The 25,260-nt window shown below is 69.1% G+C and carries 16 protein-coding genes; 5 read left to right on the top strand and 11 right to left on the bottom strand.

Going from position 1 to position 25,260, the window contains the following annotated elements:
- Positions 1-83: 83 nt before the first annotated feature.
- From ACXJKM_RS03820 to ACXJKM_RS03805, 4 genes are all read right to left on the bottom strand, one after another.
- Positions 84-1,019, bottom strand: coding sequence for a 4-hydroxyproline epimerase (locus ACXJKM_RS03820; RefSeq protein WP_457350350.1), 936 nt, complete (start codon positions 1,017-1,019; stop codon positions 84-86).
- Positions 1,016-1,930 carry a dihydrodipicolinate synthase family protein gene (locus tag ACXJKM_RS03815; protein ID WP_457350348.1) on the bottom strand — a complete coding sequence of 305 codons (915 nt, stop codon included), beginning with the start codon at positions 1,928-1,930 and terminating at the stop codon, positions 1,016-1,018. The genes ACXJKM_RS03820 and ACXJKM_RS03815 overlap by 4 nt, the downstream gene beginning before the upstream one ends.
- Before the next feature lie 39 nt (positions 1,931-1,969).
- The gene (locus tag ACXJKM_RS03810) at positions 1,970-3,691 is read right to left on the bottom strand and encodes a methyl-accepting chemotaxis protein (RefSeq protein ID WP_457350346.1); all 1,722 of its coding nucleotides are present in this window, start codon (positions 3,689-3,691) and stop codon (positions 1,970-1,972) included.
- A gap of 225 nt (positions 3,692-3,916) precedes the next feature.
- Complete coding sequence (locus tag ACXJKM_RS03805) at positions 3,917-5,500, bottom strand: methyl-accepting chemotaxis protein (protein ID WP_457350344.1); 1,584 nt, start codon at positions 5,498-5,500, stop codon at positions 3,917-3,919.
- Between the two features lie 153 nt (positions 5,501-5,653).
- On the opposite strand from ACXJKM_RS03805, the gene ACXJKM_RS03800 reads away from it, so the two are divergent.
- Both ACXJKM_RS03800 and ACXJKM_RS03795 read left to right on the top strand, forming a co-directional pair.
- Positions 5,654-6,232: a hypothetical protein gene (locus ACXJKM_RS03800; protein WP_056202643.1), complete on the top strand. Its 579-nt coding sequence runs from the start codon at positions 5,654-5,656 to the stop codon at positions 6,230-6,232.
- Between the two features lie 58 nt (positions 6,233-6,290).
- On the top strand, positions 6,291-6,785 hold the full coding sequence (locus ACXJKM_RS03795; protein WP_056202650.1) for a 3'-5' exonuclease: 495 nt from the start codon (positions 6,291-6,293) through the stop codon (positions 6,783-6,785).
- A 4-nt stretch (positions 6,786-6,789) separates the two neighbouring features.
- Here ACXJKM_RS03795 and ACXJKM_RS03790 read toward each other — a convergent pair whose 3' ends face one another.
- The 6 genes from ACXJKM_RS03790 to ACXJKM_RS03765 all read right to left on the bottom strand — a co-directional run bounded on the left by ACXJKM_RS03790 (position 6,790) and on the right by ACXJKM_RS03765 (position 14,741).
- Positions 6,790-9,414 (bottom strand): diguanylate cyclase domain-containing protein, encoded by a 2,625-nt coding sequence (locus ACXJKM_RS03790; protein WP_457350342.1) that lies wholly within the window; start codon positions 9,412-9,414, stop codon positions 6,790-6,792.
- A 54-nt stretch (positions 9,415-9,468) separates the two neighbouring features.
- Positions 9,469-10,983, bottom strand: coding sequence for a malonate--CoA ligase (locus ACXJKM_RS03785; protein ID WP_457350340.1), 1,515 nt, complete (start codon positions 10,981-10,983; stop codon positions 9,469-9,471).
- Positions 10,984-11,092: 109 nt separating this feature from the next.
- The gene (locus ACXJKM_RS03780) at positions 11,093-12,043 is read right to left on the bottom strand and encodes a Bug family tripartite tricarboxylate transporter substrate binding protein (RefSeq protein ID WP_056202661.1); all 951 of its coding nucleotides are present in this window, start codon (positions 12,041-12,043) and stop codon (positions 11,093-11,095) included.
- A gap of 30 nt (positions 12,044-12,073) precedes the next feature.
- A complete protein-coding gene (locus ACXJKM_RS03775; RefSeq protein ID WP_457350338.1) occupies positions 12,074-14,065 on the bottom strand; it encodes a PAS domain S-box protein in 1,992 nt (663 codons plus the stop codon).
- 39 nt (positions 14,066-14,104) lie between these two features.
- Positions 14,105-14,530: a globin family protein gene (locus tag ACXJKM_RS03770; protein WP_056202664.1), complete on the bottom strand. Its 426-nt coding sequence runs from the start codon at positions 14,528-14,530 to the stop codon at positions 14,105-14,107.
- A 13-nt stretch (positions 14,531-14,543) separates the two neighbouring features.
- The gene (locus ACXJKM_RS03765; protein ID WP_056202667.1) at positions 14,544-14,741 is read right to left on the bottom strand and encodes a hypothetical protein; all 198 of its coding nucleotides are present in this window, start codon (positions 14,739-14,741) and stop codon (positions 14,544-14,546) included.
- A gap of 141 nt (positions 14,742-14,882) precedes the next feature.
- Here ACXJKM_RS03765 and ACXJKM_RS03760 point away from each other — a divergent pair, with 141 nt between their 5' ends.
- Together ACXJKM_RS03760 and ACXJKM_RS03755 are read left to right on the top strand one after the other, a co-directional pair.
- Positions 14,883-15,611 (top strand): response regulator, encoded by a 729-nt coding sequence (locus ACXJKM_RS03760; protein ID WP_056202670.1) that lies wholly within the window; start codon positions 14,883-14,885, stop codon positions 15,609-15,611.
- Between the two features lie 100 nt (positions 15,612-15,711).
- Positions 15,712-18,870 carry a two-component regulator propeller domain-containing protein gene (locus ACXJKM_RS03755; protein WP_457350336.1) on the top strand — a complete coding sequence of 1,053 codons (3,159 nt, stop codon included), beginning with the start codon at positions 15,712-15,714 and terminating at the stop codon, positions 18,868-18,870.
- A 12-nt stretch (positions 18,871-18,882) separates the two neighbouring features.
- On the opposite strand, the gene ACXJKM_RS03750 is transcribed toward ACXJKM_RS03755, so the two are convergent.
- Entirely contained in the window at positions 18,883-19,395 is a 513-nt protein-coding gene (locus ACXJKM_RS03750; RefSeq protein ID WP_056202681.1) for a response regulator, read from the bottom strand.
- A gap of 225 nt (positions 19,396-19,620) precedes the next feature.
- Between ACXJKM_RS03750 and uvrA the strand changes: the two genes are divergently transcribed.
- Entirely contained in the window at positions 19,621-25,245 is a 5,625-nt protein-coding gene (gene uvrA, locus ACXJKM_RS03745) for an excinuclease ABC subunit UvrA (RefSeq protein ID WP_457350334.1), read from the top strand.
- The last annotated feature ends 15 nt before the right edge of the window (positions 25,246-25,260 follow it).

The raw sequence follows: 25,260 nt of genomic DNA, 5'->3' as shown, positions 1-25,260 counted from the left end.
TTTGCCGTCGCTTGCGCCGCGGTGCAGCCCCAAGTTTCAATGACTCACGGCGCGCGGGGATATCGCCAGGGCCTCTGCCGGCGCTACGGCAGGCCCCAGCCGAACGGGTCATCTGGCGCGATCAGCAGCGTGGCCTCGGCACTGATGAAGGCCTGGCCGCGGATGGTGGGAATGATGCTTGCTTCGTCCTTCTCGAACCAGCCGTCGAAGACGCTGCCGATGACGCTGGCCTGGCGCCACACCTCGCCGGCGCTCAGCTTGCCCGCGGCCGCGAGGCAGGCCAGCTTGGCGCTGGTGCCGGTGCCACAAGGCGAGCGGTCGTACTGGCGGCCGGGGCACAGCACGAAGCTGCGCGAGTCGGCGAGGGCCGGGTCGACATCGGCGAAGAGTTCGATGTGGTCGATGACGGCGCCGTCCGCGCCGCGGTGGCCCTGGTCCAGCAGGGCCTGGCCCAGCATGGCGGCGTAGTCGGTCAGTGCCGCGACGTGCGCGGGCGCGATGGCCTGGCCATGGTCGGCGCACAGGAAGAACCAGTTGCCGCCCCAGGCGATGTCGCCGGTCACGGTCTGGCCCGTCGGCAGGTTGACGCTGACACCGGCCGCCAGGCGGTAGGCCGGCACATTGCGCACGCTGACGCGCCCGTCGGCGTGCAGTGTCGCCAGCACCTGGCCCACCGGCGTCTCGATGGTGTGCTCGCCGGCTTCGATGCGGCCCAGATGGGCCAGCGTCGCGACCAGACCGATGGTGCCGTGGCCGCACATGCCCAGATAACCGGCGTTGTTGAAGAAGATGACGCCGGCCGTGTGAGCCGGGTCCTGGGGCGGGCAGAGCAGGGCGCCGACGAGGACCTCGCTGCCCCGCGGCTCCAGCAGCGTTGCGCGGCGGTAGCGGTCGTGCTCGCGGGCCAGCAGTTCGCGTCGCTCGGCCATGGTGCCAGCGCCGAGGTCGGGGAAGCCGTCGATGACGACACGTGTCGGCTCGCCGCCGGTGTGCGAGTCGATGATCTGGATGCGCTTCATGGTTGCGACTGGCAATGAGCCGGCCGTGTCGCCAGTGCCTTCGCAACGAGGGCCTGGATGCGCTCGCGCTCCGCGCCGATGACGGGCAGGCGTGGGCGGCGCATGTGCTCGCTGCCCACGCCCACCAGCAGGTCGATGAGCTTGAGGTTCTGCACCAGCTTGGTCGACACGTCCAGGTGCAGCAGCGGCGTCATCCAGCGGTAGATGGCGCGGGCCTCGTCCCAGCGGCCTTCCTGCATCAGGTTGAACAGCGCCACCGTCTCGCGCGGGAAGGCGCAGCCGACACCGGCCAGCAGGCCGTCGCAGCCCAGCGCCAAGCCTTCGAAGGCGAGGTCGTCCACGCCCATGAAGAGCTGGTAGCGGTCGCCGAGCAGGTTGCGCAGGTCGGTGATGCGGGTCACGTCGCCGCTGCTCTCCTTGATGGCGGCGACATGCTCACAGTCGGCCAGTTCGGCGAAGTGTTCGGGCTTGAGGTCGACGCGGTAGGCGACCGGGTTGTTGTAGACCATCAGCGGCCGCTGGGCTGCATGGGCATAGGTGCGCACATTGGCCATGGCCTCGCGTGCGTCGGCCACGTAGATGACCGAGGGCATGACCATGTAGCCGGCCACGCCCAAGGCGTTGGCGCCCTCGATGAAGCGCAACGCCTCGCGCGTGCTCGCCTCCGACACAGTGGCCAGCACCGGCACGCGGCCGTTGGCCGCATCCAGCGCGCAGCGGGCGACGGCCAGCTTCTCGTCCAGTGTCAGCGTGCTGGCTTCGCCCAGCGAGCCGCAGCAGACGACGCCATGGATGCCATTGCGGATCTGGAAATCGATGTGGCGCGCCGTGCCTGCGAAGTCGAGGCTTTCGTCGGCATGGAACTTGGTGGTGACGGCGGGAAACACCCCGCGCCAGGGGACGTTGTGCATCTTTGGGGCTCCTGGATGAGGAGCCCCATGTTCGCTCAACTAGAACGACGTCCAGTCGTCGCCGTCGGCGGCCACCGCAACGGCGGCCGGAACCGGAGCAGCCCTGGGTGCCACCGCGCGTGCCTTCACCGCCGGGCGCGCGGGCGCTGGCCTGGCCACGCTGGCCGTCTTGGGCCGGCTGACGGGCGCCGCAGCCGGACGGGCCGTGGTCGCGGCGTCGAGCTTGAAGGCCGCCACCGTCTCGGCCAGGTGGCCGGCCTGGATGCGCAGGCTCTCGGCGGCCGCCGCGCTCTCCTCCACCAGGGCGGCGTTCTGCTGCGTGACCTGGTCGAGCTGGTTGACGGCATCGCCGATCTGGCCGATGCCCTTGCCCTGCTCGCTGCTGGCGGCGCTGATCTCGCTGATCAGGTCCGCCACGCGGCGCACCTGGCCAACGACCTCGTCCATGGTGCTGCCGGCCTCGCCCACCAGCTTGTTGCCGGCTTCGACACGTTCGACGCTGGCTCCGATCAGCGCCTTGATCTCCCGCGCGGCCTGGGCGCTGCGCTGCGCCAGGGCCCGTACCTCGCCGGCCACGACGGCGAAACCGCGCCCCTGCTCGCCAGCCCGTGCCGCCTCGACGGCCGCGTTCAGCGCCAGGATGTTGGTCTGGAAGGCGATGCCATCGATGACGCCGATGATGTCGGAAATCTTCTTCGAGCTGGTCGTGATCTCATCCATGGTGGACACCATCTGGCCCATGACCTGGCCGCCGCTCTCGGCCACGCGAGCCGCGCTGCCTGCCAGCTGTGCGGCCTGGTGGGCGGTGTCGGTGTTGTGCTTGACCGTCGCGCTCAGCTCCTCCATGGAGGCGGCGGTCTCCTGCAGGTTGCTGGCCTGCTGTTCGGTGCGCTGGCTCAGGTCGGCGTTGCCCTGGGCAATCTGGCCGCTGGCCGTGGCGACGCTCTCGGCATTGCCGCGCACCGCGCCGACGATGCCCACCAGGGAGTCGTTCATGCGCTGCAGCGCGTTGAGCAACTGGCCGGCCTCGTCCGTGCGGTCGGTGGACAGATGCAGGCGCAAGTCCCCTGCAGCCACCGTCTCGGCGGCGGCCACGGCCTGGCGGATCGGGCCCACCACCGAGCGGGTGATCAGCAGGGCCATGGCCACGCCGAGGGCCAGCGCGGCAGCGGCCGCGACGATGACCGCGATGCCGGCAAAGTCAACGGTCGCGTTCGCCGAGGCGGCCGCGGCGTGCATCAACTCCTTCTGATAGGCGATCAGCGCGTCGAGCTGCTGGAAATACTTGAGCTGCAGCTCATGCGTCTCGCTGAGCAGCAGGTTGCGGGCCTTCTCCGTGTCGTCCTTCAGGCCCAGATCGATGACCCTGCGCACCGAGGCCACGAACAGCTGCCTGGCCTGCACGACGCCGCCCAATATTTCGCGCCCCCGCCCCGGCGGCACGCTGGCGTCGAGCTTCTCGAACAGCTCGGCCGTGCGCTTGGCAGCGGCGTCGACATCGCTCAGCTGCTTGCGTTTGCCCTCGGCATCAGACAGCAGCAGCACATTGCGCACGGCCAGTGCGTTGATGTTGACGTTGTCCTTGATCTGTTCGAGCTGCTCGACCTTGACCATCCGGTCTTCGACCATCACCTCGAGCTCGTGGTCGATGCCAAGGAGCGCCGTTCGCGCATAGGCGGCCAGCAATACGGTGAAGGCGATGGAGATGGTGAAAGCCAGGCCGAGTCGCTGGCCGATCCGCAGGCGCGTGAGGAGGTTCATGGTGGGTCTCCTTGTGGGTGACGCTCCCTGATCGGCCTGGGCTTCGTGTCGAGCCGTATTCCGTGCCCCGAGTCTCTTCCTTCAGGCCGGCGCCACGCAAGGCGTTTTTAGCGGCGTTACCGCCGCGAAAAGCCAACAACTACCGCCGCTGCCCGTGCTGGGGGGTGCCTAGCGCCCGTGGGCACAGCCGGCGGGCCAACGGCGGTGTGCGCGCGGCCGCAGCGCCTAGAACGAGGCAGGCGCCGCCCTGGGCGCGGCCACGGCGTCGAGCTTGAAGGCCGCAACCGTGCCGGCGAGTTGGCTGGCCTGGATGCGCAGGCTCTCGGCCGCGGCGGCGCTCTCCTCGACGAGGGCGGCATTTTGCTGGGTGACTTCGTCGAGCTGGCTGACCGCCTCGCCGATCTGGCCGATGCCCTTGCTCTGCTCGACGCTGGCCGCGCTGATCTCGCTGATCAGGTCGGCCACGCGCTGCACCTGCCCGACCACTTCGCCCATCGTGCGACCGGCGTCGCCGACCAGGCCGTTGCCCGTCTGGATGCGTTCAACGCTGGCGTTGATCAGGACCTTGATCTCGCGCGCGGCTTCGGCGCTGCGCTGGGCCAGGCTGCGCACTTCGCCGGCCACGACGGCAAAGCCCCGGCCCTGTTCGCCGGCGCGCGCAGCTTCCACGGCTGCGTTCAGGGCCAGGATGTTGGTCTGGAAGGCGATGCCGTCGATGACGCCGGTGATTTCGGCGATCTTCCTGGAGCTGGCCGTGATCTGCTCCATCGTGTTCACCACCTGGCCCACGACCTGGCTGCCGCTCTCGGCCACGCGCGCCGCGCTGTTGGCGAGCTGGGCGGCCTGGCGGGAGATATCGGTGTTGTGGCTGACCGTCGCGGTCAGCTCCTCCATGGACGCGGCCGTCTGTTGCAGATTGCTGGCCTGCTGCTCGGTGCGCTGGCTCAGGTTGGCATTGCCCTGGGCGATCTGGCCGCTGGCCATGACGACGCTGTCGGCGTTGCCGCGCACCGTGCCGACGATGTCGACCAGCGCGTCGTTCATGCGTTGCAGCGCGGCCAGCAGTTGGCCCGCTTCGTCTCGGCGATCGGTCGTCAGATGCAGCCTCAGATCACAGGCTGCCACGGTCTCGGCAGCGCGCACCGCGTCCTGGATCGGGCCCACCACCGAGCGCGTGATCAACAGCGCCAGCGCCACACCCACGGCGCCTGCCAATGCCGCCGCGATCAGCATGGCTGCCGAGGCAAAGCTCACGGTGCCATCGGCAAGCTGCGCCGATGTGCGCATCAGCTCCTTCTGGTAGTCGATCAGGGCGTCGAGCGCGGCGAAATAGGCCTGCTGTTTGGCCTGCACGTCGCCCAGGAGCAGGTCGCGTGCGGCGTCCTTTTGCTGCTGCACGCCAAGGTCGGTCACGCGCTGCAGCGTTGCGACATAGGGCGCCCGTGCTTCGGCGGTGGCGGCCAGCAGCTTGGTGCCCTGGCTGGAGGTGATCGAGGCCTGCAGCTTCTGAAACAGGTCACCCGTGCTCTTGCGGTTGCCCGCAATCGTGTCCAGTTCCTTCTGAATGGCGGCTGGATCGCTCAGCAGCACGATGTTGCGCACCGTGCGTGCCGTCAGATTGACGTTGTGCTTGACCTGTTCGAGCTGCTCGACCTTGACGACACGGTCCTTGACCATCAGCGCCAGCTCGTCGTTGATCTGCCTCAGCTGGCCACGTGCATACAGCGCCAGCGCAACGCTGAACAAGATGGAGACCGCGAAGCCGAGACCCAGGCGCAGGCCGATGCGAAGGTCCTTGAAGATATTCATGGTTGTTCTCCCTGTGTGGTGGCGGCGCGTGCATCCGCCGCCAGGCTCCATGTTGAATCGAAGTTAGCACGAGGATGTGAAACTATGCGAATCTTTGATGCCGCGCAAGGGACAGTGCACGTGGTGTGCAGTTCGCGGCACTGGAGCAAAGGCATGGAGACGCAAGCCAACCTGGGCGAAAGGGTGCTGGCGCTGGTAGCGCAGCCGCCTGATACCGGATGTACGCCCAGCGCGCGGCCCCGGGATGCGGCGGCGCGTGCCATCGAGGGCGCCGCAGCCAAGGCCGGCCTGGCCGCCGGCACGCTGGCCCTGCCGCCGGGGCCGCTGGGCTGGGCCACCATCGCGCCGGAGATGCTGGCCGTCTGGCAGATCCAGCGCCAACTGGTGGCCGACATTGCCGCTCTCTATGGCCGCAGCGCCGACCTCGGCCCGGCGCAGATGCTGTGGTGCCTGTTCCGCCACACGGCTGCGCAGGCCCTGCGCGACCTGACGGTGCGCGTCGGCGAGCGCGTCATCGTGCGCCCGGCCGCGCAGGTGCTGCTGCAACGCGTGGCCGAGGCCATCGGCGTGCACCTGGGCAAGAAGGCCGCCAGCCGGATGCTGTCGCGCTGGGTGCCGCTGATCGGCGCGGCGGGGGTCGGCGCCTATGCGTATTGGGACACGCGCCAGGTCGGGCGGGCAGCGCTGCAGCTGTTCGAGAACGAACAGGTGATCGAGAACGAGGCGGGCTAGCCATCTCGGCGACAACCCTGTGTAACTTCTGTGTCGGGCCTGACAAACTGGCGTCCGTATGCAGCTTCCCACCATCCTGGACATCGAAGCCTCGGGCTTCGGCCGCGGCAGCTATCCGATCGAGGTCGGATTCGTCGCGGTGGACGGCGGGCTGTTCTGTGGCCTGGTCACGCCCGAGCCCGATTGGCTGCATTGGGACCCCAGCGCCGAAGCCCTGCACGGCATCAGCCGCGAACTGCTTCAGCGCCACGGCAGACCGGTTCGCTGGATGGCTGAGCAGCTCAATGAGCGGCTGGCCGGCCAGACCGTCTATTGCGATGGCTGGGGACAGGACTACCCCTGGCTGGCGCGTCTCTACGACGCGGCCGGCATGCGGCAGAACTTTCGCCTGGATGACCTGCGCCGGCTGCTCGACGAGCAGGAGGCCCAGCGCTGGCGCGGCGTCACCGAAATCGTGCGTCAGCGACAGCGCCTGACCCGTCACCGCGCCAGCAGCGATGCGCGCGTGCTGCAGCTGGCCCTGGACGAGATCAAGAACGGCGTGGCTGTCTAGGCTCCTAGATTTCGCCGCCGCGGTGGCAGCCGCGCCCGGCACGCTTGGCTTCGTAGAGGCTGGCATCGGCCTGTGCCACCAGTTGCTCCAGGTTGACCGCGCCTGTCGTCGCGACGCAGTAGCCGATGCTGACGCCGATCTCCAGCTCCAGCTCGCCGATGTGATACGGCGTGGAGAGGGCGTGCAGCAGTTTGTCGGCCACCGTGGCGGCGTCGCTGGCCTCGTGCACCTGCGGCAGCAGCACGGCGAATTCGTCGCCGCCCAGACGGGCCACCAGGTCGCCCGGGCGCAACGCATGGCGCAGGCGCAGCGCCACGGCCTTCAGCAGCGCGTCGCCGGTCGGGTGACCGTGCAGGTCGTTGACGGGCTTGAACTTGTCCAGGTCGAGGTAGAGCAGGGTCAGGCGCTGGCCCGGTGGGGCGGTCAGCAAGCGGCGCGCGCCCTCCTCGAAGCCGGTGCGGTTGAGCGCCTGGGTCAGCGCGTCGGTCTGTGAGGCCAGGCGCAGCCGCGCCTCCTCGCGCCGGGTTTCGGTCACATCGACCTCGATGCCGATCAGGCCTTCGATCTTGCCGCTCTGCACGCGCAGCGGTGCGTACTGCGCATCGAAGCTGTGGCCGTCGCGTTCGCTGGGGTCGACGAGATCCAGCCGGCGCGTTTCGCCAGCCAGGGCGCTTTCGATCAGTGGCGCACGGGCTGCGTAGTCCTGCACGCCGAACAGCTCGGCCAGCGGCCGGCCGACCCAGTCCTTGAGCTCGACGCGGCGCTGCTCCTCGAAGGCGGCGTTGAAGAAGATCACCCGTGCCTCGGTGTCGCCGACGAGGAACTGTGCCCGCGCCGTGTGGGCGACGGCCAGCAGCATGGCCTCGTTGCGTTCGCTCTCGCGCTGGGCGTGCAGCTGCTCGGACATGTCGCGCAGGATGACCGACACGGTCTCGACACGGCCGCGCACGTCGCGGTGCATGATGATGAGGCAGTCCATCGGCAGCTTCGCGTCGCCCAGCTGCAAGCCGATTCGGCCGCGCCAGTGGCCCTCGCGCATGGCGGCGGGCAGCACCAGCTTTTCGTAGAGGTCGAGCTGCTCGGCCGAGAAGTAGTCGGCGATGTGGGCGTCGCCCAGCAGCGCATCGGCGGCCATCCCCAGGCGGGCCCGCGCAGCCGGGTTGAGATAGGTGACCTGGCCATGCTCGCGGGCCTGGCAGACGAAGTCGGGCGTCATGTCGAAGATGGCGGTCAGCGTCTGCAGGGCCTTCTCCTGCTCGCCGCGCTCGGTCACGTCTTCCACGGTGCCGGCCTGGCCGGCCACCCGGCCGTCGAAATACAGCGGCGCCGTGCGCACCGCGATCCAGCGGATGCGGCCGTCGTCGCCGCGCTTCATCTTGCGGACCATGTCGATGGGCTCGCCGGTGGCCATCTGGTGTTTCCAGCGCTGGATCAGCATGTCGCGCTGCTCTGGCTGCACGAGGGTGGTCCAGCCCCACTCGACGTTCTCGCGCCTGAGGCCGTGCACGTGCAGATAGCTGTCGTTGACGTAGACGATTCGACCGGTCTCATCGGTGCGGAACAGGCCCAGCGGCATGGCATTGCTGGTGGCCTGCAGGGTCGCCTCGCGCAGCCGTGCCGCGCGCTGCAGTTGGCCCAGCCAGCGCGCCAGCAGCACCAGGCCCAGCGTGGCCAGTACCGCGGCGGCCACCACCAGGCTGCGCTGCCGCCAGAAGGGCACCAGCACGTCTTCCTCGGTGCCCGACAGCAGCAGCTTCAGGCCGTAGTCGGACAGGGTGACGAAGGCGCCGGTGCGGGGCCGGCCGTCGGTGGCCGCGCCGCTGCTGGCGTAGAAACCTTCTTCACCGCTGAGATTGCGGCGGGCGGCGGGGAATTGTTCGAAGAGGTTGCGGCCGACAAAGCCCGGCACCTCAGGCCGGCGCGACAGGGCCAGGCCGTCGGTGCGCAGCATGACGAGGGAGGATGGCGGCAAGGGCACGAACAGGCCCTGAATGTCATGTAGGCGCTGCAGGTCGATGGTGGCCATGACGAACTCGTAGTCGTCCAGCGGCCGCGACAGCCGCATCAGCAGCGGCAGGCGCAGCCGGCCGTCGTCGGCGCGGCCGCCCAGGCGCAGCGGCAGGCCCAGCGCAATGCCCTCGGGCACCAGGCCCGCGATCTCGCCGAAGGCCGCGGTGCCGGCGATGCTGGCGTCGTCGCCCTCAGCGCCCGCCTGCAGCCGGCGCACCTGGCCGGTGGGCGACACCAGCACGATGTCGACCATCTGGCGCGAGCCGCTGCGCACGCTGTCGACGAACTGGCGCAGCATGGCGTCGGCCTGCGGCCGCCCCTCCTGCCCATCGGTGCGACGCGTCAGCAGCCACAGGTCCACGACGCGCAGCGCGCTTTCGGCCTGGCGCAGCACGGGCTCGGTCTGCATCGCGACGGCACGAACGCCGGTGGCCAGCTCCTGGCGCTGCTGGGCCAGCAGTTCACGGGGCTTCTCGACGGCATACCAGCCCACCAAGGCCCAGATCGTCAGCACGACGGAACCGAAGGCCAGGGCGGGCGCCAGCAGCAGGGCACGCTCGCGCCAGCGGCGGCGGCGGGCCTGCTTCAGCGGCTCGGTGGGCGGGGTGGCGGCGCTCATCGGGGGCAGGGGTTGCGGGCCATTGTGCGCCGCCGCCCCCGCCATCCGGCGCCGCTATTTCGGCGCAAACAGCGTCGCCTGCTGCTCCCGTAGCAGCTTCTTCTGCACCTTGCCCATGGCGTTGCGTGGCAGCTCTGGCACGACCAGGATGCGCTTGGGCACCTTGAAGCCGGCAATGCGGGCCTTGAGCGCCTGGATCAGCGCCTCGGGGTCAGGCTGACCGTCGGGCGTGATGACGGCGACGACGGCCTCGCCGAAGTCTGGATGCGGCACGCCGATGACGGCCGATTCACCCACGCCGGGCAGTTCGTTCAGGAAGCCCTCGATCTCGGCCGGGTAGACATTGAAGCCGCCGCTGATGATGAGATCCTTGCTGCGGCCGATCAGCGTCAGATAGCCATTGGCGCCGACGCGGCCGACGTCGCCGGTCTTGAACCAGCCGTCCGGCGTGAACTCCTCGGCCGTCTTCTCGGGCATCTGCCAGTAGCCGCTGAAGACGTTCGGCCCGCGCACCTGCACATGGCCGATCTCGTCCGCCGCGCAGGGGCGGCCCTCGTCATCGACGATGCGCAGGCTCACGCCCGGCAGCGCCGGGCCGACGGTGCCGCCTACTCGTTGGCCCTGGTCGCCGTCCTCGGCGCGGCAGGGGTTGGAGGTCAGCATCAGCGTCTCGCTCATGCCGTAGCGCTCCAGGATGGCGTGGCCGGTGCGGGCTTGCCATTCGTGCCACGTCTCGATCAGCAATGGCGCGGAGCCGCTGATGAAGAGGCGGATGTGGCTGCTATCCAGGGTGCGCTCCTGCAACAGCCGCACATAGAGCGTCGGCACGCCCATGAAGACGGTGGCCTCGGGCAGGCGGCGCGCTACTGAACCGGCGTCGAACTTGTTGAACCACAGCATCTTGCTGCCGTTGAGCAGCGCGCCGTGCGAAGCGACGAACAGGCCGTGGACGTGGAAGATGGGCAATGCGTGCAGCAGCACGTCATCCGGCTTCCAGTCCCAGAAGCTCTTCAGCGTCTGCGCGTTGGAGAGCAGATTGCCGTGGCTGAGCATGGCGCCCTTGCTGCGCCCGGTCGTGCCGCTGGTGTAGAGGATGGCAGCGAGGTCGGTGGCGGCCCGTTTGACGGGTTCGTGTGCGAGCGGCATCTGCGCGGCGCGGTCCAGCAGCGTGCCCGTGCGATCGTCGTCCAGCGTGAAGACCCAGCGCACGCCGCGCTGGAAGGCCAGCTTGCTGACCCAGCCGAAGTGCTTGCCCGCACAGACCACGACGCCTGGTGCCGCATCGCCGATGAAGTGCTCCAGTTCGGCCGCGTGATAGGCCGGGTTCAGCGGCAGGTAGACCAGGCCAGCACGCAGCACCGCCAGGTAGAGCATCAGGTTCTCGACGCTCTTGTCGGTGTGGACGGCGACGCGGCTGCCAGCGGGCAGCTCCAGCCGGCCCAGCCAGTTGGCGAGCATCGCGCTGCCATTGTCGAGGTCGCGCCAGCTGTAGAGCAGGCCGTCGGCGTCGATGGCGGTCGCGTCCAGGTCCGCCGGGAAGCCGGCGCGCAGGGCCGAGTAGAGATTCATGGTGCTGGTTGACGGGGTGGTGTCTTACCAAGTGACTGCCGTGGAACCGGCTTTGCCGGGCCACTGGCAGTGCCCCCTTTCAAAGGGGGCCGGCGAAGCCGGTAGGGGGTTAGTCCATTTTTGCGCCTGAGCGCTTGACGACCTCTGCCCAGCGCTTGACTTCAGAGCTGACGAATTGCCCGAAGGCGTCGCCATAGAGATTGGGCGTCTCCGCGCCCAGGCCGTGCCAGATGTTGCGGATGTCGTCCGTCGCGAAGGCCTTGCGCAGTTCGGCCTGCATGGCGGTGATCGCTTCCTTGGGCGTGCCCTTGGGTGCCCACAGGCCGTACCAGGTCGACACCTCATAGCCCGGCACGCCGGCCTCTGCGGCCGTCGGCACATCGGGGAAGCCGACAGCACGTTTGGGAGCCGCCACCGCCAGCGCCTTGATGCGGCCGCTCTTGATGTGGTTGGCCGACGAGCCCAGGCCGTCGAACATCAGGTCCACCTGGCCGGCGATCAGGTCCTGCAGTGCCGGGCCGGCGCCGCGGTAGGGGATGTGGGTGATGAAGGTCTTGGTCTGCAGCTTGAACAGCTCGCCGGCCAGATGGTGGGAAGTGCCGTTGCCGGCCGAGCCGTAGTTCAGCTTGCCGGGCTTGGCGCGCACCGTGGCGAGCAGACCCTTGAGATCGCTGACAGGCACCTGGCCCGGGTGCACGACGATGACCTGAGGCACGCTGGCCAGCAGGGCCACGGGGATGAAGTCCTCTTCCAGCTTGTAGTCCAGCCTGGGGTACATGGACGGCGCAATGGTGTGGTGCACGGCGCCCATGAAGAAGTTGTTGCCGTCCGGCGCCAGCTTGGCGGCGATGGTGGCACCCACCGTGCCGCCCGCGCCGCCCTTGTTGTCGATGATGACCTGGCGGCCCAGCTGCCGGGTCAGCAGCGCGGTCAGTGGCCGCGCGAAGGCGTCGGTGCCGCCGCCGGCGGGGAAGGGCACGATCCAGGTCTGAGGCTTGTTGCCTTGGGCCAGCGCCAGCCAGGGGCTGCACAGCGCGGGCAGCAGCATGCGTCGCTTCATCGGCTTGTCTCCGTCAGTGTTGTGCGGCAATTATGGTTGCAGCAATGCAGTCACACGGGCGAGCAACTCCGGCTTGGAGAAGGGCTTGTTGAGGCTGTCGCAGCGCGCTTCGTGCAGGAACTGGCGGGCGATGGGCGACAGCGTGTCGCCGGTGACGAACAGCATGCGCCGCGCCAGCGACGGGTGCTGGGCCTTGACCTCGCGCCAGAGCTGGGCGCCGTCAATGTCGGGCATGTGCAGGTCGCTGACGATGGCGTCGAAGCGCGCCTCGGCGAGCATGGCCAGTGCCACCGCGCCGGACTCGGCCGTCATGACCTCATAACCCGCGCCCGACAGCATCTCGCCGATCAGCTCGGCAATCTCGGTCTCGTCATCGACGACGAGGACGCGGGCGCTGCATTCGTCGGTCGCCGGCAGCGGTACGGGTTCGGTCTCGCTGGCCTCGGGCTCGCCGCTGACGGGCATCTGCAGGCAGAAGCAGGCGCCGCTGCCATCGTCCTGCAGCGTCAGCTCGCCGCCGTGGTCGCGTGCGATGGAGCGCGACACGGCCAGGCCCAGGCCGGTGCCGACGCCCTCGCTCTTGGTCGTGAAGAAGGGCTCGAAGATGCGCTCGCGCAGCTCGGGGTCGATGCCGGGGCCGTTGTCGCGCACCCGCATCCAGACGCGCGGCGTGCGGCGGCGGTCGCCGTCGGTCATGGGCGCCACGCCGGTGGAGACGGTCAGACGGCGGCCGTTGTCGCGCGCGCCCAGGGCCTGCTGGGCGTTGACGATGAGGTTGAGCACGATCTGGCCGATCTGATCGGCATCGGCCTTGACGGGTGGCAGGCCCGGTAGCAGGTCCAGCGTGACGGCGATGCCGTGGCTGCGCAGCACATAACCCAGCATGTCGACGGCGGCGGTGGCGAGATCGTTCAGTGCCACCTCGCTGCGGTTGGCGGGCCGGCTGCGCGCCATGTTGAGGAAGGTTCGCACGATGCGGCCGCAGCGTTCGGCGGCCTCGTGGATGCGCTGGGCATCGGCGGCGCGCGGGTCGCCGCTCATCTTCTCGGCCAGCAAGGCTGCGCGGCCCATGACGATGGACAGCGGGTTGTTGAGCTCGTGGGCCACGCCGGCCAGCAGGCTGCCCATGGCCGTCAGCTTCTCGCTCTGGCGCAGCGCCTCGCGCTGGCGTTCGATCTCGCTCAGCGCCGTCTGGCGCTCGGACAGGTCGAACAGCGACGCCGTGTAGAAGGCCTGGCCCGCCACGTCGGTGCGCCACAGCACCATCTCGACGGGAAACTCGTTGCCGTCGGCGCGCTGGGCCTGCATCTCTATGCGCTTGCCGATGATGCGCTGTTCGCCGCCGGCCGAGACGCGCGCCATGCCAGCCTCGTGGGCCGCGCGCAGCCGGGCCGGAATCATCACGTCGGACACCGGGCGGCCGATAGCCTCGGCGCGCGCCAGCCCGAACATGGCCGCCGCGGCGGGGTTGAACTCGACGATGTGGCCGGTCCTGTCGGTGGAGACCAGGGCCGCCATCGCGTGGTCGAAGATGGAGGACTTCAGCGCCTCGCTGGCCTGCAGCTCGGTGACCTTGGCCGACAGCTCGGCGTCGCGCCGCTTCAGCTCGGTCAGGTCCAGGCTCATGACGACGGTGGCCTGCGGCACGCCGGCCTGCACGTCGACGGGAATGAGGTGCTCGCGCATATAGCGCCGACCGGCACCAGCCAGTTCGGTCCAACCCTCCCACGCGACGGTCTGGCCGCTGGCCAGGCGCGAGCGCACGGCGCCGTAGTCGGCATAGGCGGCGTCGCCAATGATGCGGCCGATGGGCTGGCCGAGCACCTGTTTGGGATGCAGGCCGGTGAACTTGAAGAATTCGTGGTTGGCCCAGACGAAGCGCTCGGCCACGTCGATGACGACGACGCGCGCCGGCACGGCTTCCAGCAGCTGCGACAGCAGCGGCAGCGTGGCCTTGAGCACGCTGCCGAGTTCGCCCACGCCGGCGTCGGGCGTGGGGTGGAAATGCAAGGTCTCTGTCATGCGGCGCGCTCTCCCTGGGCGCGCCGATGATAAGCAGGCTCAGGCGGCCAGCGCCTCGGTAGCGGCACCCTCTTGCATGGTCCGGGCGACATGGCCGTACATCACCGTCCAGGCTTCGCGCACCTCGGCCGTGAAGCCATCGCCAAGGCCGGCGGCCAGGGTGTCCAGCAGCGCGGCACCGACGCTGGCGTAGTGGGCCTCGACGACACCATAGCCGGCATGGCGCTGGCCGAGCTTGAGCAGCACGGGGTTCAGCGAGGCGGGGCGGTCAAGCAGGTCGATGGCGGCGCCGATCATCTGCATCAGCCGCGCCCCCTGCTCGACCATGGCGCTGCCGCGGAACAGCGCGCGCAGGGCGGGGTCACGGGCAAACAGCTGGGCGTAGAAGGCCTCGGCGACGGTGGGCGCCAGGGGCATGAGCGGCGCGAAGCTGCTGCGGATCAGGTGGATTTGGTGCGGGGTCATGGCAGCCTCGGTGTCAATGGATGAGGTAGGCGTCGGCGACGGGTGCGAACACGCACAGCAGTGGCAAGGCCATGATGAGGCGCTCGAGCAGGTTCCAGCGGGGCGAGGGCGCAGGGGCATGTTCGAGGTCCTCGGCGAAGGCTTCGCTGCGGCAGCCGACGAGCATCGTTTCGGGCCAGTCGGTGGAGGGGTTGTCGCTGCGGTAGTGCATGAGGGTCTTCCGGTTGGTGTGTCGCCACTGTCGGCCGCGCCGGTTTCAAGCGCGCTTCACGTCGGCTCGACTGTGTTGCGTTTGTTTCAACACCACGCTGCCTTGCCCCGAGCAAGGCCGGCCTGCCTATCATTCGCCGCCATGCCAGACACCACCCCCACCGTGTTGCTCGTCGACGACGAGCCCGAATTGCGTGCCCTGCTGGCCGAGTATTTCGGCCGCAACGGCTTCGAGGTCATGCAGGCCCAGGACGCCGCCGCGGCGCGCGCCAGGGTCGCCGAGCGCGTGCCCGACGTGGCCGTGCTCGACATCAACATGCCGGGCGAGAACGGTCTGTCGCTGGCCCGCGCGCTGCGCGAAGCTCACCCGCGCCTGGCTGTGCTGATGCTGACGACGGCCGGCGAGGCCATCGACCGCATCGTCGGCCTGGAGGTAGGGGCGGACGACTACATCGCCAAGCCCTTTGAGCTGCGCGAACTGCTGGCCCGCGTGCGCGCCGTGCTGCGCCGCCTGCAGGTCACGGCCGCGCCGGCACCTGTGCTCGCACCGAGCGATCCGGAGCGCGTCGCCTTTGGCCTGTGCGAGCTCGACATGGCCCAGCGCAAGCTCTTTGGCGCGGTGGGCGAGGAGATCGACATCACGGCCGCCGAGTTCGACCTGCTGGCCCTGTTCGCCCGCCACCCCAACCGCCCGCTGAACCGCGACCAGATCATGGAGCAGGCCCACAACCGCGGCTGGGACGTGTTCGACCGCAGCATCGACCTGCGCGTCATGCGCCTGCGCCGCAAGGTGGAGCGCAACCCCGACAAGCCGGAGGTCATCAAGACCGTGCGCAACGTCGGCTACGTCTACGTGCCGGTGGCGGGCTGAGCGGGCGATTTCCCGGCGCCAGCCGCAGTTGCAACAAGTCCGCGGCAGCTGGTGTCGCAGTGGTTTTGTACCGTATCCTGACCGTCAGAGGACGCGCGAAATGCGCCGCTGCGCGCAAGCTGCAGCCGTGCATGCGCCTTGCGACGGCATGGGTCACTTTTTCTCGCTGATCAACACAGGGCTGCGCTTCGCCGCCCTGCTTGGGCTTGCATTGGGCGGTGGCGCATGGGCGGCGAACGAGCCCGCCCCCACGCCCTGGGCCGCCCGTTCGGATGCGGTGTTCCACCAGGTGCTGGTCGCGCCGATGTCCTTCACCGCGCTGGCCCAGGACGGCGAAGGCTTCCTCTGGATCGCCACGCAATCCGGGCTGTCCCGTTGGGATGGTTATCAGCTTCGCAACTACGTCAGCGACATGGCTTCGTCCGGTGCCTTGCCCGACAGCTACGTGCAGGCGCTGCATGTCGATGACCAACGGCGTCTTTGGGTAGGCACCAGCGCCGGTGGCCTGGTGCGGTACGAGGCGCGCACCGACCGTTTCGTCGCCCCATTGGCTGCCGGCGCGGCGCTGAGCCGCAAGAGCGTGCACGCCATGCTCGACGAGGGCAACGGCCTGCTGTGGGTCGGCACCGGTGCCGGTCTGGACCTGCTGGATACCAGCCGCGGTACGGTCCAGCGCCACGCGGTACTGGCCGGGACCAAAGGCCTACCCGATGGCGCCGTGCTGGCGCTGCTGCGCGACTCGACGGGCGGCCTGTGGGTTGGCACCGACAAGGGCCTCTTCCGTCGCGGTGCCGGCAGCGATCGTTTCGTGCAGGTCGGGCTGCCGGCCGAAGAGCACGCGCCATTCGTCGCCAGGCTGCTGCTGGACAGCCAGCGGCGGGTCTGGGTCGGCACGCGCTCGTATGGCGTTTTCGTGATCGAGCCCGAGCCCGAGGCCGAGGCGGTGCCGTTGCATCGCTTGTTGCAGGCGGCTGGCGCCGACGTGACGGGGCTGGGCAACGCGCCGATCCGCGTGATGGCCGAGGCCGCGCCGGGTGACGTGTGGCTGGCCCCCGATGGGGGCGGCATCCTGCGCATCGACACCCGCCGCTGGGAGATGCGTCGCGTGCGGCACCGCTCGGACAGCGCGGCCAGCCTGCCCGACGACGACGTCGCCGCGATGTACCGCGATCGCAGCGGGCTGCTCTGGGTCGCCACCGACACGGGGCTCAGCCACCACGACGCGCGCCAGGTCACGGTCAGCACCTGGTTCGGCGGCCCCGGCGCAACGGCCGGCATCAGCCACCTCAACGTGCCTTGCGTGCTGCCCATGCCCGATGGCAGCGTCTGGCTCAGCACGGGCGACGGTGGCATCGACATCGTCAGGGCCGATCAGGGCCGCACAGCGGCATTGCGGCCCGACGCTGCCATACCGGCCACCGCGCTGCCGCCAGGCCGCGTGCTGAGCATGGTGCGCGCGCCCGACGGCGTGGTCTATCTCGGTACCCAGCGCGGGCTGTATCGCGCCACGGCCGATGGCCGAGCGGTGCAACGGCTGGCTATCCCCGGCCGCTCACCCACTGCCTCGGTGTGGGCCATGGCGATGCAGGACGGCCGGCTCTGGCTGGGCGGTCTCGACGGCCTGTGGGCGGTGGCTCCGGCCGATGGCCTGCAACTGAGCGTGCTGGCGCATGAGGACGGCAGCCGCCTGGACGAGCAGCGCGTCACCGCGCTGCTGGCGGGCCGGGACGGCGTGCTGTGGGTGGGCACGCGCACGGGCGTGTTGCGGCTGGACACGGCCACGATGGCGCTGAGCCGGCTGGCGCCCGACGCGCCCGGCCGGGTCGGCTTTCCCGTTGGCTATGTCTCCTCCATGCTGCTGGACCGCCTTGGCCGCCTGTGGGTGGCCAGCTTCGGCGCCGGCGTGCGCGTGATGGAGGCCGCGCAGGCGCCGCAAGCCCAACCGCAGGTCAGGCGCATCACCCTGGCCGAAGGACTGCCGCACAACGGCGTTGACGCGCTGGTGCTGGCACCGAACGGCGACGTCTGGGCCAGCACCGACGGCGGCATCGCCCACATCGCACAGGACAGCCTGCGCGTGCGCAGCCTGCGCGCGGCCGAGGGGGTGGGCATTCCCACCTACTGGACCAACGCGGGCGCGTCCAGTGCCGACGGCATGCTGCTGTTCGGCGGCATCGGCGGCTTGACCATCGTGGACCCGCGCCAGCCCGTGGCCCGCGCCGAACCGGCGCCGCTGGTGATCACTGAAGTGCGGCTGGGCGGTGTGCGGGCCGTGGTGCCACCGGCCTCGCCCGGCGACGAAGCCCTGACTCTCGAACCACAGCGACGCAGCCTGCTGGTCGAGTTCTCGGTGCTCGACTACGGCGCGCCTGAACGCAACCGCTACGAATACCGGTTGCCGGGTGTCGACGCCGATTGGGTCGCCACCGAGCCGAACCGGCGCATCGCCACCTACACCAATCTGCCGCCCGGCGACCATGTGCTGGAGCTGCGCGGCGCCGGCGCGCAGGGCGGGTGGTCCGAGGTGTTGCGGCTGCCGCTGCATGTGCGGCCGCGCTGGCACGAGATGCTGTGGTTTCGCGTCGGCCTGGGCGTGGCGGTGGCCGCGCTGCTCGTCGCGATGATGCAGGCGCGCACGCTGATCCTGCGGCGGCGCCAGCGCACGCTGGAGTTGCTGGTGGCCGAGCGCACGGTGGCGCTGGAGCAGCGCACGAGCGAGCTCCAGAGAAGCCAGCAGCAGCTGGAGCAACTCGCCTACTACGACGGCCTGACCGGGCTGGCCAACCGGCGCCTGTTCAACGACGACCTTCGCCACCTGATGGCCCAGGCGCAGCGCAACGGGCTGGGGCTGTACCTGCTGCTGATCGACCTTGACCATTTCAAGCAGATCAACGACACCCAGGGACACGACGCCGGCGACGCGGTGCTGAGGACGGTCAGCGCCTGCCTGGGGCTCGCCGTGCGGGAAGCGGATCGCACGGCCAGGCTGGGCGGCGACGAGTTCGCCGTGCTGCTGCCCGACACCATCGAGCCGGCTGCAGCGGAAGCGGTATGCCGCCGCATTGCCCAGGCGCTGGCCCAGGTGCTGCCTCAGGGGCAGTCATCGCTGACGCTGCCCAGCGCGAGCATCGGTGCCGCCTGCTATCCGCGCGACGCGCAGGATGTGGACGGGCTGTACAAGGCGGCCGACCTGGCGCTCTACGACGCCAAGCGTGCGGGGCGATCCCGCTGGCATTTGTATGCGGGGCCGCGGGTCTAGGCGCTGGGTCTGTCAGTTCGGCTCGGGCAACTGGAGCCAGCGCTGCAGCCGCGTGCGCAGTGCGACGAAGTCCAGCGGCTTGGTCAGGTGCTCGTCCATGCCGGCCTCGAGGCTGGCGGCCACGTCGGCGTCCAGCGCATGGGCCGTCAGTGCCAGGATGGGGAATGCGGGCAGCTTGCCTTCACGCTGCTGGGTGCGGATGCGGCGGGCGCATTCCAGGCCGTCCATGCCGGGCATCTGGATATCCATCAGCACGAGATCCGGGGCGGACTCGGCACAGGCCGACAGGGCTTCGAGGCCGTTCCTGGCCAGGCGGGCCTGAACGCCCATCAGCGCGAGGAATTCCAGCGCGACGACCTGGTTGATGTGGTTGTCCTCGACGAGCAGGACCTGGGCTTGTCGTTGGCTCGGGGCGGTACCGCCCTCGTCGGGCTCCGGCGCGTCAACACCCGCACCGTCGGTGGCGGCATTGAGCCAGAAGGGAACCAGCACCTGCGCCGGCTCGGGCAACCTCGACTTGTCCATCCCCATGTCCTTGTGTCAGCTTGTTCTTTTCTTATGCGGCCCTCGAGGAGCCGTGAGCCATTGTTGCCTCAGCTGGCGCCGCAGCGCAACCGGATGCCCCATGAATGCAGTGCGACTTGGGCCGCTCATGTCGCCTGAAACGACCGCTCGTCGGTCGCGGGTGCTGACAGTTTTCGTCCATGCGTCTCCCTACACTGCTCGCCTTTGTCGTTTTGGCCCCCATCAATGTCTGACGGTCTGATCCGCATCCGAGGCGCTCGGCAGCACAACCTCAAGAATCTTGACCTCGATCTGCGCACAGCGGAGCTGACCGTCGTCACCGGGCCCAGCGGCTCGGGCAAGTCCAGCCTGGTGTTCGACACCCTCTATGCCGAGGGCCAGCGTCGCTACGTGGAGACCTTTTCCGCTTACGCCCGTCAGTTCCTGGACCGCATGGACCGCCCGGCGGTGGACAAGGTGGATGGCGTGCCGCCCGCCATCGCCATCGACCAGACCAACCCGGTGCGCACCAGCCGCTCCACGGTGGGCACCATGACGGAGCTGAATGACCACCTGAAGCTGCTTTTTGCGCGCGCGGCGGAGCTGTTTGACCGCAAGACGGCGCTGCCGGTCAGGCATGACACGGCCCAGAGCATTTATGTGGAACTGCTGGCTCGTGGCGAAGCAGCCGGGGACCCCAGGATGGTGCTCAGTTTCCCGGTGGAACTGCCCGGCAACACGAGCGCGGAGCAGGTGCAGCAGTGGCTGTCCGCCAGCGGGTTCACGCGGGTGCAGGGCGAACGCGAGGTTGAGGGCAAGAAGGTGTTGGATGTGGTGGCCGATCGCTTCCGCATCCAGGGGGCCGACAAGCAGCGCGCGATGGAAGCCATCGAGCTGTGCTTGAAGCGCGGCGCGGGTCGGGTGAATGTTCACGTCGGTGACGACGGCGCCACACTCTGGCGGTTCTCGACCGGCCTTCACTGTCCCGAAAGCGACATCCGCTACGCCGACCCGCAGCCGGCGCTGTTCTCCTTCAACTCCGCTTTCGGCGCTTGCGACAGCTGCCGCGGCTTCGGCCGCGTCATCGGCGTCGATCTTGGCCTCGTCATTCCCGACGACCGCAAGACCCTGCGCAACGGCGCCATCAAGCCCATGCAGACGCCGGCGTGGAAGGACTGCCAGGAGGACCTGCTGAAATACGCCGGCGAAGCCGGCATCCCGCGCGACACGCCGTGGAAGGATCTTTCCGCCGCTCACCGCGAATGGGTCATCAACGGCACGCCGAACTGGAACGGCAACTGGAACAAGCAGTGGTACGGGGTCAAGCGCTTCTTCGAATACCTCGAAAGCAAGGCCTACAAGATGCACATCCGCGTGCTCTTGTCCAAGTACCGCAGCTATACCGAGTGCCCTTCCTGCCGCGGCGCGCGGCTGAAGACCGAGGCGCTGCTGTGGCGCGTCGGCGCCAAGGAACTGGCCGACGTGGCACTGCCCGCGGAGCAACGCTTCCTGCCGGTCGGCGTGGATTGGAGCCGCCAGCAACTGGAGACGCTGCCGGGCCTGTCCCTGCACGACCTGATGCAGTTGCCCATCCAGCGCCTGCGCAACTTTGTCGACGGTCTGCAGCTGCCCAGCACCATGCTGGACGAAGCGCTGAAGCTGCTGCTCGACGAGATCCGCCACCGCAGCCGCTACCTGTGCGACGTGGGCCTGGGCTATCTGACGCTGGACCGCCAGAGCCGCACCCTCTCCGGCGGCGAAGTGCAGCGCATCAACCTGACGACGGCGCTGGGCACCTCGCTGGTCAACACGCTGTTCGTGCTGGACGAGCCCAGCATCGGCCTGCACCCGCGCGACATGGGCCGCATCGTGCAGGCCATGCAGCGCCTGCGCGATGCGGGTAACACGCTGGTCGTCGTCGAGCATGATCCGGCGGTCATGCTGGCGGCGGACCGCTTGATCGACATGGGCCCCGGCCCCGGCGAGCGCGGCGGGCAGATCGTCTACGACGGCACGCCCGACGACATCCGCTCGGCCGACACGCTGACCGGCGCCTACCTCGGCGGGCGCAAGCACGTCGGCATGGGGCTCAAGCGGCTGGTGGACGAATCGACGCCCAAGCTCATCCTCGAAGGCGTGCGCGAGCACAACCTGCGCGACGTGACAGTCGAGTTCCCGCTGCAGCGCCTCGTCGTCGTGACCGGCGTGAGCGGTTCGGGCAAGAGCACGCTGATGCAGGACGTGCTGTATCCCGCGCTGGCCCGCCAGTTCGGCAAGGCGACCGAGACGCCCGGCGCGCACGAGCGGCTGCTGGGTGGCGACTTCCTCGCCGACGCCGTGTTCGTCGACCAGTCGCCCATCGGCAAGACGGCGCGTTCCAACCCGGCCAGCTATGTCGGCGCCTTCGACGAGATCCGCAAGCTGTTCGCTGTCGCGCCGCTGGCCATCGAGCGCAGCTACACGGCCGGCATGTTCAGCTTCAACGCCGGCGACGGCCGCTGCCCGACCTGTGGGGGCTCGGGCTTCGAGCATGTCGAAATGCAGTTCCTCAGCGACGTCTACCTGCGCTGCCCGGACTGCGACGGCAAGCGCTTCCGCGCCGAGATGCTGGACGTGAAGCTGGCGCTGAAGGATAGAGACCTGAGCGTGTCCGACGTGCTGGAGTTGACCGTCGCCGAGGCGGTGAACCTGTTCAGCGAGCACCGCGCCGTGCTGGCCAAGCTGCAGCCCATCGTCGACGTGGGCCTGGAGTACGTGCGTCTGGGCCAACCGGTGCCGACGTTGTCGGGCGGCGAGGCGCAGCGCCTCAAGCTTGCGGGTTTCCTGGCCGAGGCGGCGGCGTCACCGCGTTTCGGCGTCGCCAAGAAGGGCACGCTGTTCCTGTTCGACGAGCCGACGACGGGCCTGCATTTCGACGACATCGCCAAGCTCATGCGCGCATTGCGCAAGCTGCTCTCCGCCGGCCACTCGCTGATCGTCATCGAGCACAACCTCGACGTCATCCGTGCGGCCGACTGGCTCATCGACCTCGGCCCCGAAGGAGGCGAGACCGGCGGCGAGGTCGTCTGCGTCGGCACACCCGAGGAGATCACCAAGCATGCGAGCTCGCACACCGCCGCCGCGCTGCGCGACTACGCGCTGCACATGGACCGCCCGGCCATGGCCGTGGAAGAAGGCCGCGCGCTGCAGTCCATCATCCGCGGCCGCCGCCAGGCCGATGAGGCCATCAAGATCGTCAATGCCCGCGAGCACAACCTCAAGGGCCTGAGCGTCGACATCCCGCGCGGCAAGTTCAATGTCGTGACGGGTGTGTCCGGCTCCGGCAAGTCCACGCTGGCCTTCGACATCCTGTTCAACGAAGGCCAGCGCCGTTACCTCGAATCGCTGAACGCCTACGCCCGCAGCATCGTGCAGCCGGCCGGCCGGCCCGAGGTGGACGCGGTGTGGGGCATCCCGCCCACTGTCGCTATCGAACAGCGCCTGTCCCGCGGCGGCCGCAAGAGCACGGTGGCGACGACGACCGAGGTCTGGCACTTCCTGCGCCTGCTCTATGTGAAGCTGGGCGTGCAGCATTGCATCAACGACGGCGCGCCGGTGCGGCCGCAGAGCGTCGAGTCGATTGCTGCCCAGTTGATGCGTGACTACCGCGGCCAGCATGTGGGCTTGCTCGCACCGCTGGTGGTGAACCGCAAGGGCGTCTACACCGACCTCGCCAAATGGGCCAAGGGCCGCGGCCATACGCATCTGCGCGTTGACGGCGAGTTCCTGCCCACGTCGCCGTGGCCGCGCATTGACCGCTTCAAGGAGCACACGCTGGAACTGCCGGTCGGCGACCTCGTCATCGAGCCCGCACGCGAGGCCGAGCTGCGCGAGTTGCTGGCCAAGGCGCTGGACGTCGGCAAAGGCGTGCTGCACCTGCTGGCGCCGCTGGACGGCCTCAGCGTGGAAGAAGGCTCGACCGGCGCTGGCGTCGGCACGGTCAAGGTCTTCTCCACCAAGCGCGCCTGCCCGGTCTGCGGCACCAGCTATCCCGAGCTGGACCCGCGCCTGTTTTCGTACAACTCCAAGCACGGCTGGTGCAAGGGCTGCGTCGGCACGGGCCTGGCGCTGACGCGCGAGCAGCGCAAGGAGCTCGACGACAGCGTGCAGTCCGACGACAACCGCGGCCGCGAGCAGAGCTTCCCATCTGAAGAGGCCGAGGTCGAAGGTCTGACCGACGCGGTCTGCCCCGATTGCCACGGCACGCGCCTGAATCCGACCGCACGCTCGGTGGAGTTCGAGCACAAGGGCATCGGCGACGTCGCCGCCTGGAGCGTCGGCGAGGCGCACAGCTGGGTGAAGGGCCTGCACCTGCATGGCCGCGACGCCGACATCGCACGCGACGTGGTCAGCGAAATCCTCGGCCGGCTGGAGTTCCTGCAAGAGGTTGGCCTGGGCTATCTGACGCTCGACCGTGCGGCGCCCACATTGTCGGGCGGCGAGGCCCAGCGCATCCGTCTGGCCGCGCAGCTCGGCAGCAACCTGCAAGGCGTCTGCTACGTGCTGGACGAGCCCACCATCGGCCTGCACCCGCGCGACAACCAGATCCTGCTGAAGGCGTTGGCGACACTTGGCGACAAGGGCAACACGCTGGTCGTCGTCGAGCACGACGAGGACACCATCCGCCGCGCCGATCACATCATCGACATCGGCCCCGGCGCCGGCAAACGCGGTGGCCGCGTGGTGGCTCAGGGCACGGCGGCGCAGCTGGCATTGGAGCCTGAGTCGACCACGGGCCGCATGCTGGCCCACCCGCTGATCCACCCGCTGCAGGCGCGCCGACCCATCGAGGCCGATGCGCCCAAGCTGACCGTGCTGAACGCGGCCCTGCACAACCTCAAGGGCGTGACGGTGGACGTGCCGCTGCATCGGCTGGTGGCCGTGACGGGCGTGTCCGGTTCGGGCAAGTCGACACTCGCTCGCGACGTGCTGCTGGCAGGCATGGCCGTTGCGGTGCCGTTGAGAAAGGCCCCCGCCAAATGGACCGGCTGTGACGGCATCGAAGGCCACGCCCAGGTCGACCGCGTGCTGGAGGTCGACCAGACCCCCATCGGCAAGACGCCGCGCTCCTGCCCGGCCACCTACATCGGCTTCTGGGACGCGATCCGCAAGCTGTTCGCCGAGACGCTGGAGAGCAAGGCGCGCGGCTATGCGCCGGCGCGCTTTTCCTTCAACACCGGTGCAGGCCGCTGCCCGGGCTGCGAAGGGCAGGGCATGAAGACCATCGAGATGAGCTTCCTGCCCGACGTCAAGGTGCCTTGCGACCAATGCCATGGCCAGCGCTTCAACCCGGAGACGCTGGGCGTGTCCTGGCGCGGCAAGAGCATTGGCGACGTGCTGGCGATGGAGGTCGACGAGGCCGTCGAGTTCTTCGCAGCGATGCCGTCGATCGCGCACCCGCTGCAGTTGCTGAAGGACGTGGGGCTGGGCTATCTGACGCTGGGACAGCCTTCACCGACGCTGTCGGGCGGCGAGGCGCAGCGGATCAAGCTGGTGTCGGAGCTGGTCAAGGTGCGGGACGACGTGGCGCGGCGGGGGCAGAAGGCGCCGCACACGCTGTATGTGCTGGACGAGCCGACGGTGGGCCTGCACATGGCCGACGTGGAGAAGCTGATCCGCGTGCTGCATCGCCTGGTGGCAGGCGGGCATTCGGTCGTCGTCATCGAGCATGACCTGGATGTGATTGCGGAAGCCGACTGGGTGCTGGATCTCGGGCCGGAGGGCGGCGATGCGGGTGGGCGGGTCGTCATCGAAGGCACGCCGGAACAGGTGGTGGCGAGCGGCAGTCACACGGGCGTGGCCTTGAAGCCAGTGCTGGCACGGGTGGGCTGACTCGGCCGCGCTTCG

It is taken from the genome of Roseateles sp. P5_D6 (assembly GCF_054049415.1).
Note: the sequence above shows the minus strand (reverse complement) of the source record. Positions and strands in the feature narration are given on the sequence as shown.

Excerpts from the sequence above, each read along its gene's own strand:
- ACXJKM_RS03820 (WP_457350350.1), bottom strand. The coding sequence starts at position 1,019 with ATGAAGCGCATCCAGATCATCGACTCGCACACCGGCGGCGAGCCGACA.
- ACXJKM_RS03815 (WP_457350348.1), bottom strand. The coding sequence starts at position 1,930 with ATGCACAACGTCCCCTGGCGCGGGGTGTTTCCCGCCGTCACCACCAAG.
- ACXJKM_RS03810 (WP_457350346.1), bottom strand. The coding sequence starts at position 3,691 with ATGAACCTCCTCACGCGCCTGCGGATCGGCCAGCGACTCGGCCTGGCT.
- ACXJKM_RS03805 (WP_457350344.1), bottom strand. The coding sequence starts at position 5,500 with ATGAATATCTTCAAGGACCTTCGCATCGGCCTGCGCCTGGGTCTCGGC.
- ACXJKM_RS03800 (WP_056202643.1), top strand. The coding sequence starts at position 5,654 with ATGGAGACGCAAGCCAACCTGGGCGAAAGGGTGCTGGCGCTGGTAGCG.
- ACXJKM_RS03795 (WP_056202650.1), top strand. The coding sequence starts at position 6,291 with ATGCAGCTTCCCACCATCCTGGACATCGAAGCCTCGGGCTTCGGCCGC.
- ACXJKM_RS03790 (WP_457350342.1), bottom strand. The coding sequence starts at position 9,414 with ATGAGCGCCGCCACCCCGCCCACCGAGCCGCTGAAGCAGGCCCGCCGC.
- ACXJKM_RS03785 (WP_457350340.1), bottom strand. The coding sequence starts at position 10,983 with ATGAATCTCTACTCGGCCCTGCGCGCCGGCTTCCCGGCGGACCTGGAC.
- ACXJKM_RS03780 (WP_056202661.1), bottom strand. The coding sequence starts at position 12,043 with ATGAAGCGACGCATGCTGCTGCCCGCGCTGTGCAGCCCCTGGCTGGCG.
- ACXJKM_RS03775 (WP_457350338.1), bottom strand. The coding sequence starts at position 14,065 with ATGACAGAGACCTTGCATTTCCACCCCACGCCCGACGCCGGCGTGGGC.
- ACXJKM_RS03770 (WP_056202664.1), bottom strand. The coding sequence starts at position 14,530 with ATGACCCCGCACCAAATCCACCTGATCCGCAGCAGCTTCGCGCCGCTC.
- ACXJKM_RS03765 (WP_056202667.1), bottom strand. The coding sequence starts at position 14,741 with ATGCACTACCGCAGCGACAACCCCTCCACCGACTGGCCCGAAACGATG.
- ACXJKM_RS03760 (WP_056202670.1), top strand. The coding sequence starts at position 14,883 with ATGCCAGACACCACCCCCACCGTGTTGCTCGTCGACGACGAGCCCGAA.
- ACXJKM_RS03755 (WP_457350336.1), top strand. The coding sequence starts at position 15,712 with ATGCGCCGCTGCGCGCAAGCTGCAGCCGTGCATGCGCCTTGCGACGGC.
- ACXJKM_RS03750 (WP_056202681.1), bottom strand. The coding sequence starts at position 19,395 with ATGGACAAGTCGAGGTTGCCCGAGCCGGCGCAGGTGCTGGTTCCCTTC.
- uvrA (WP_457350334.1), top strand. The coding sequence starts at position 19,621 with ATGTCTGACGGTCTGATCCGCATCCGAGGCGCTCGGCAGCACAACCTC.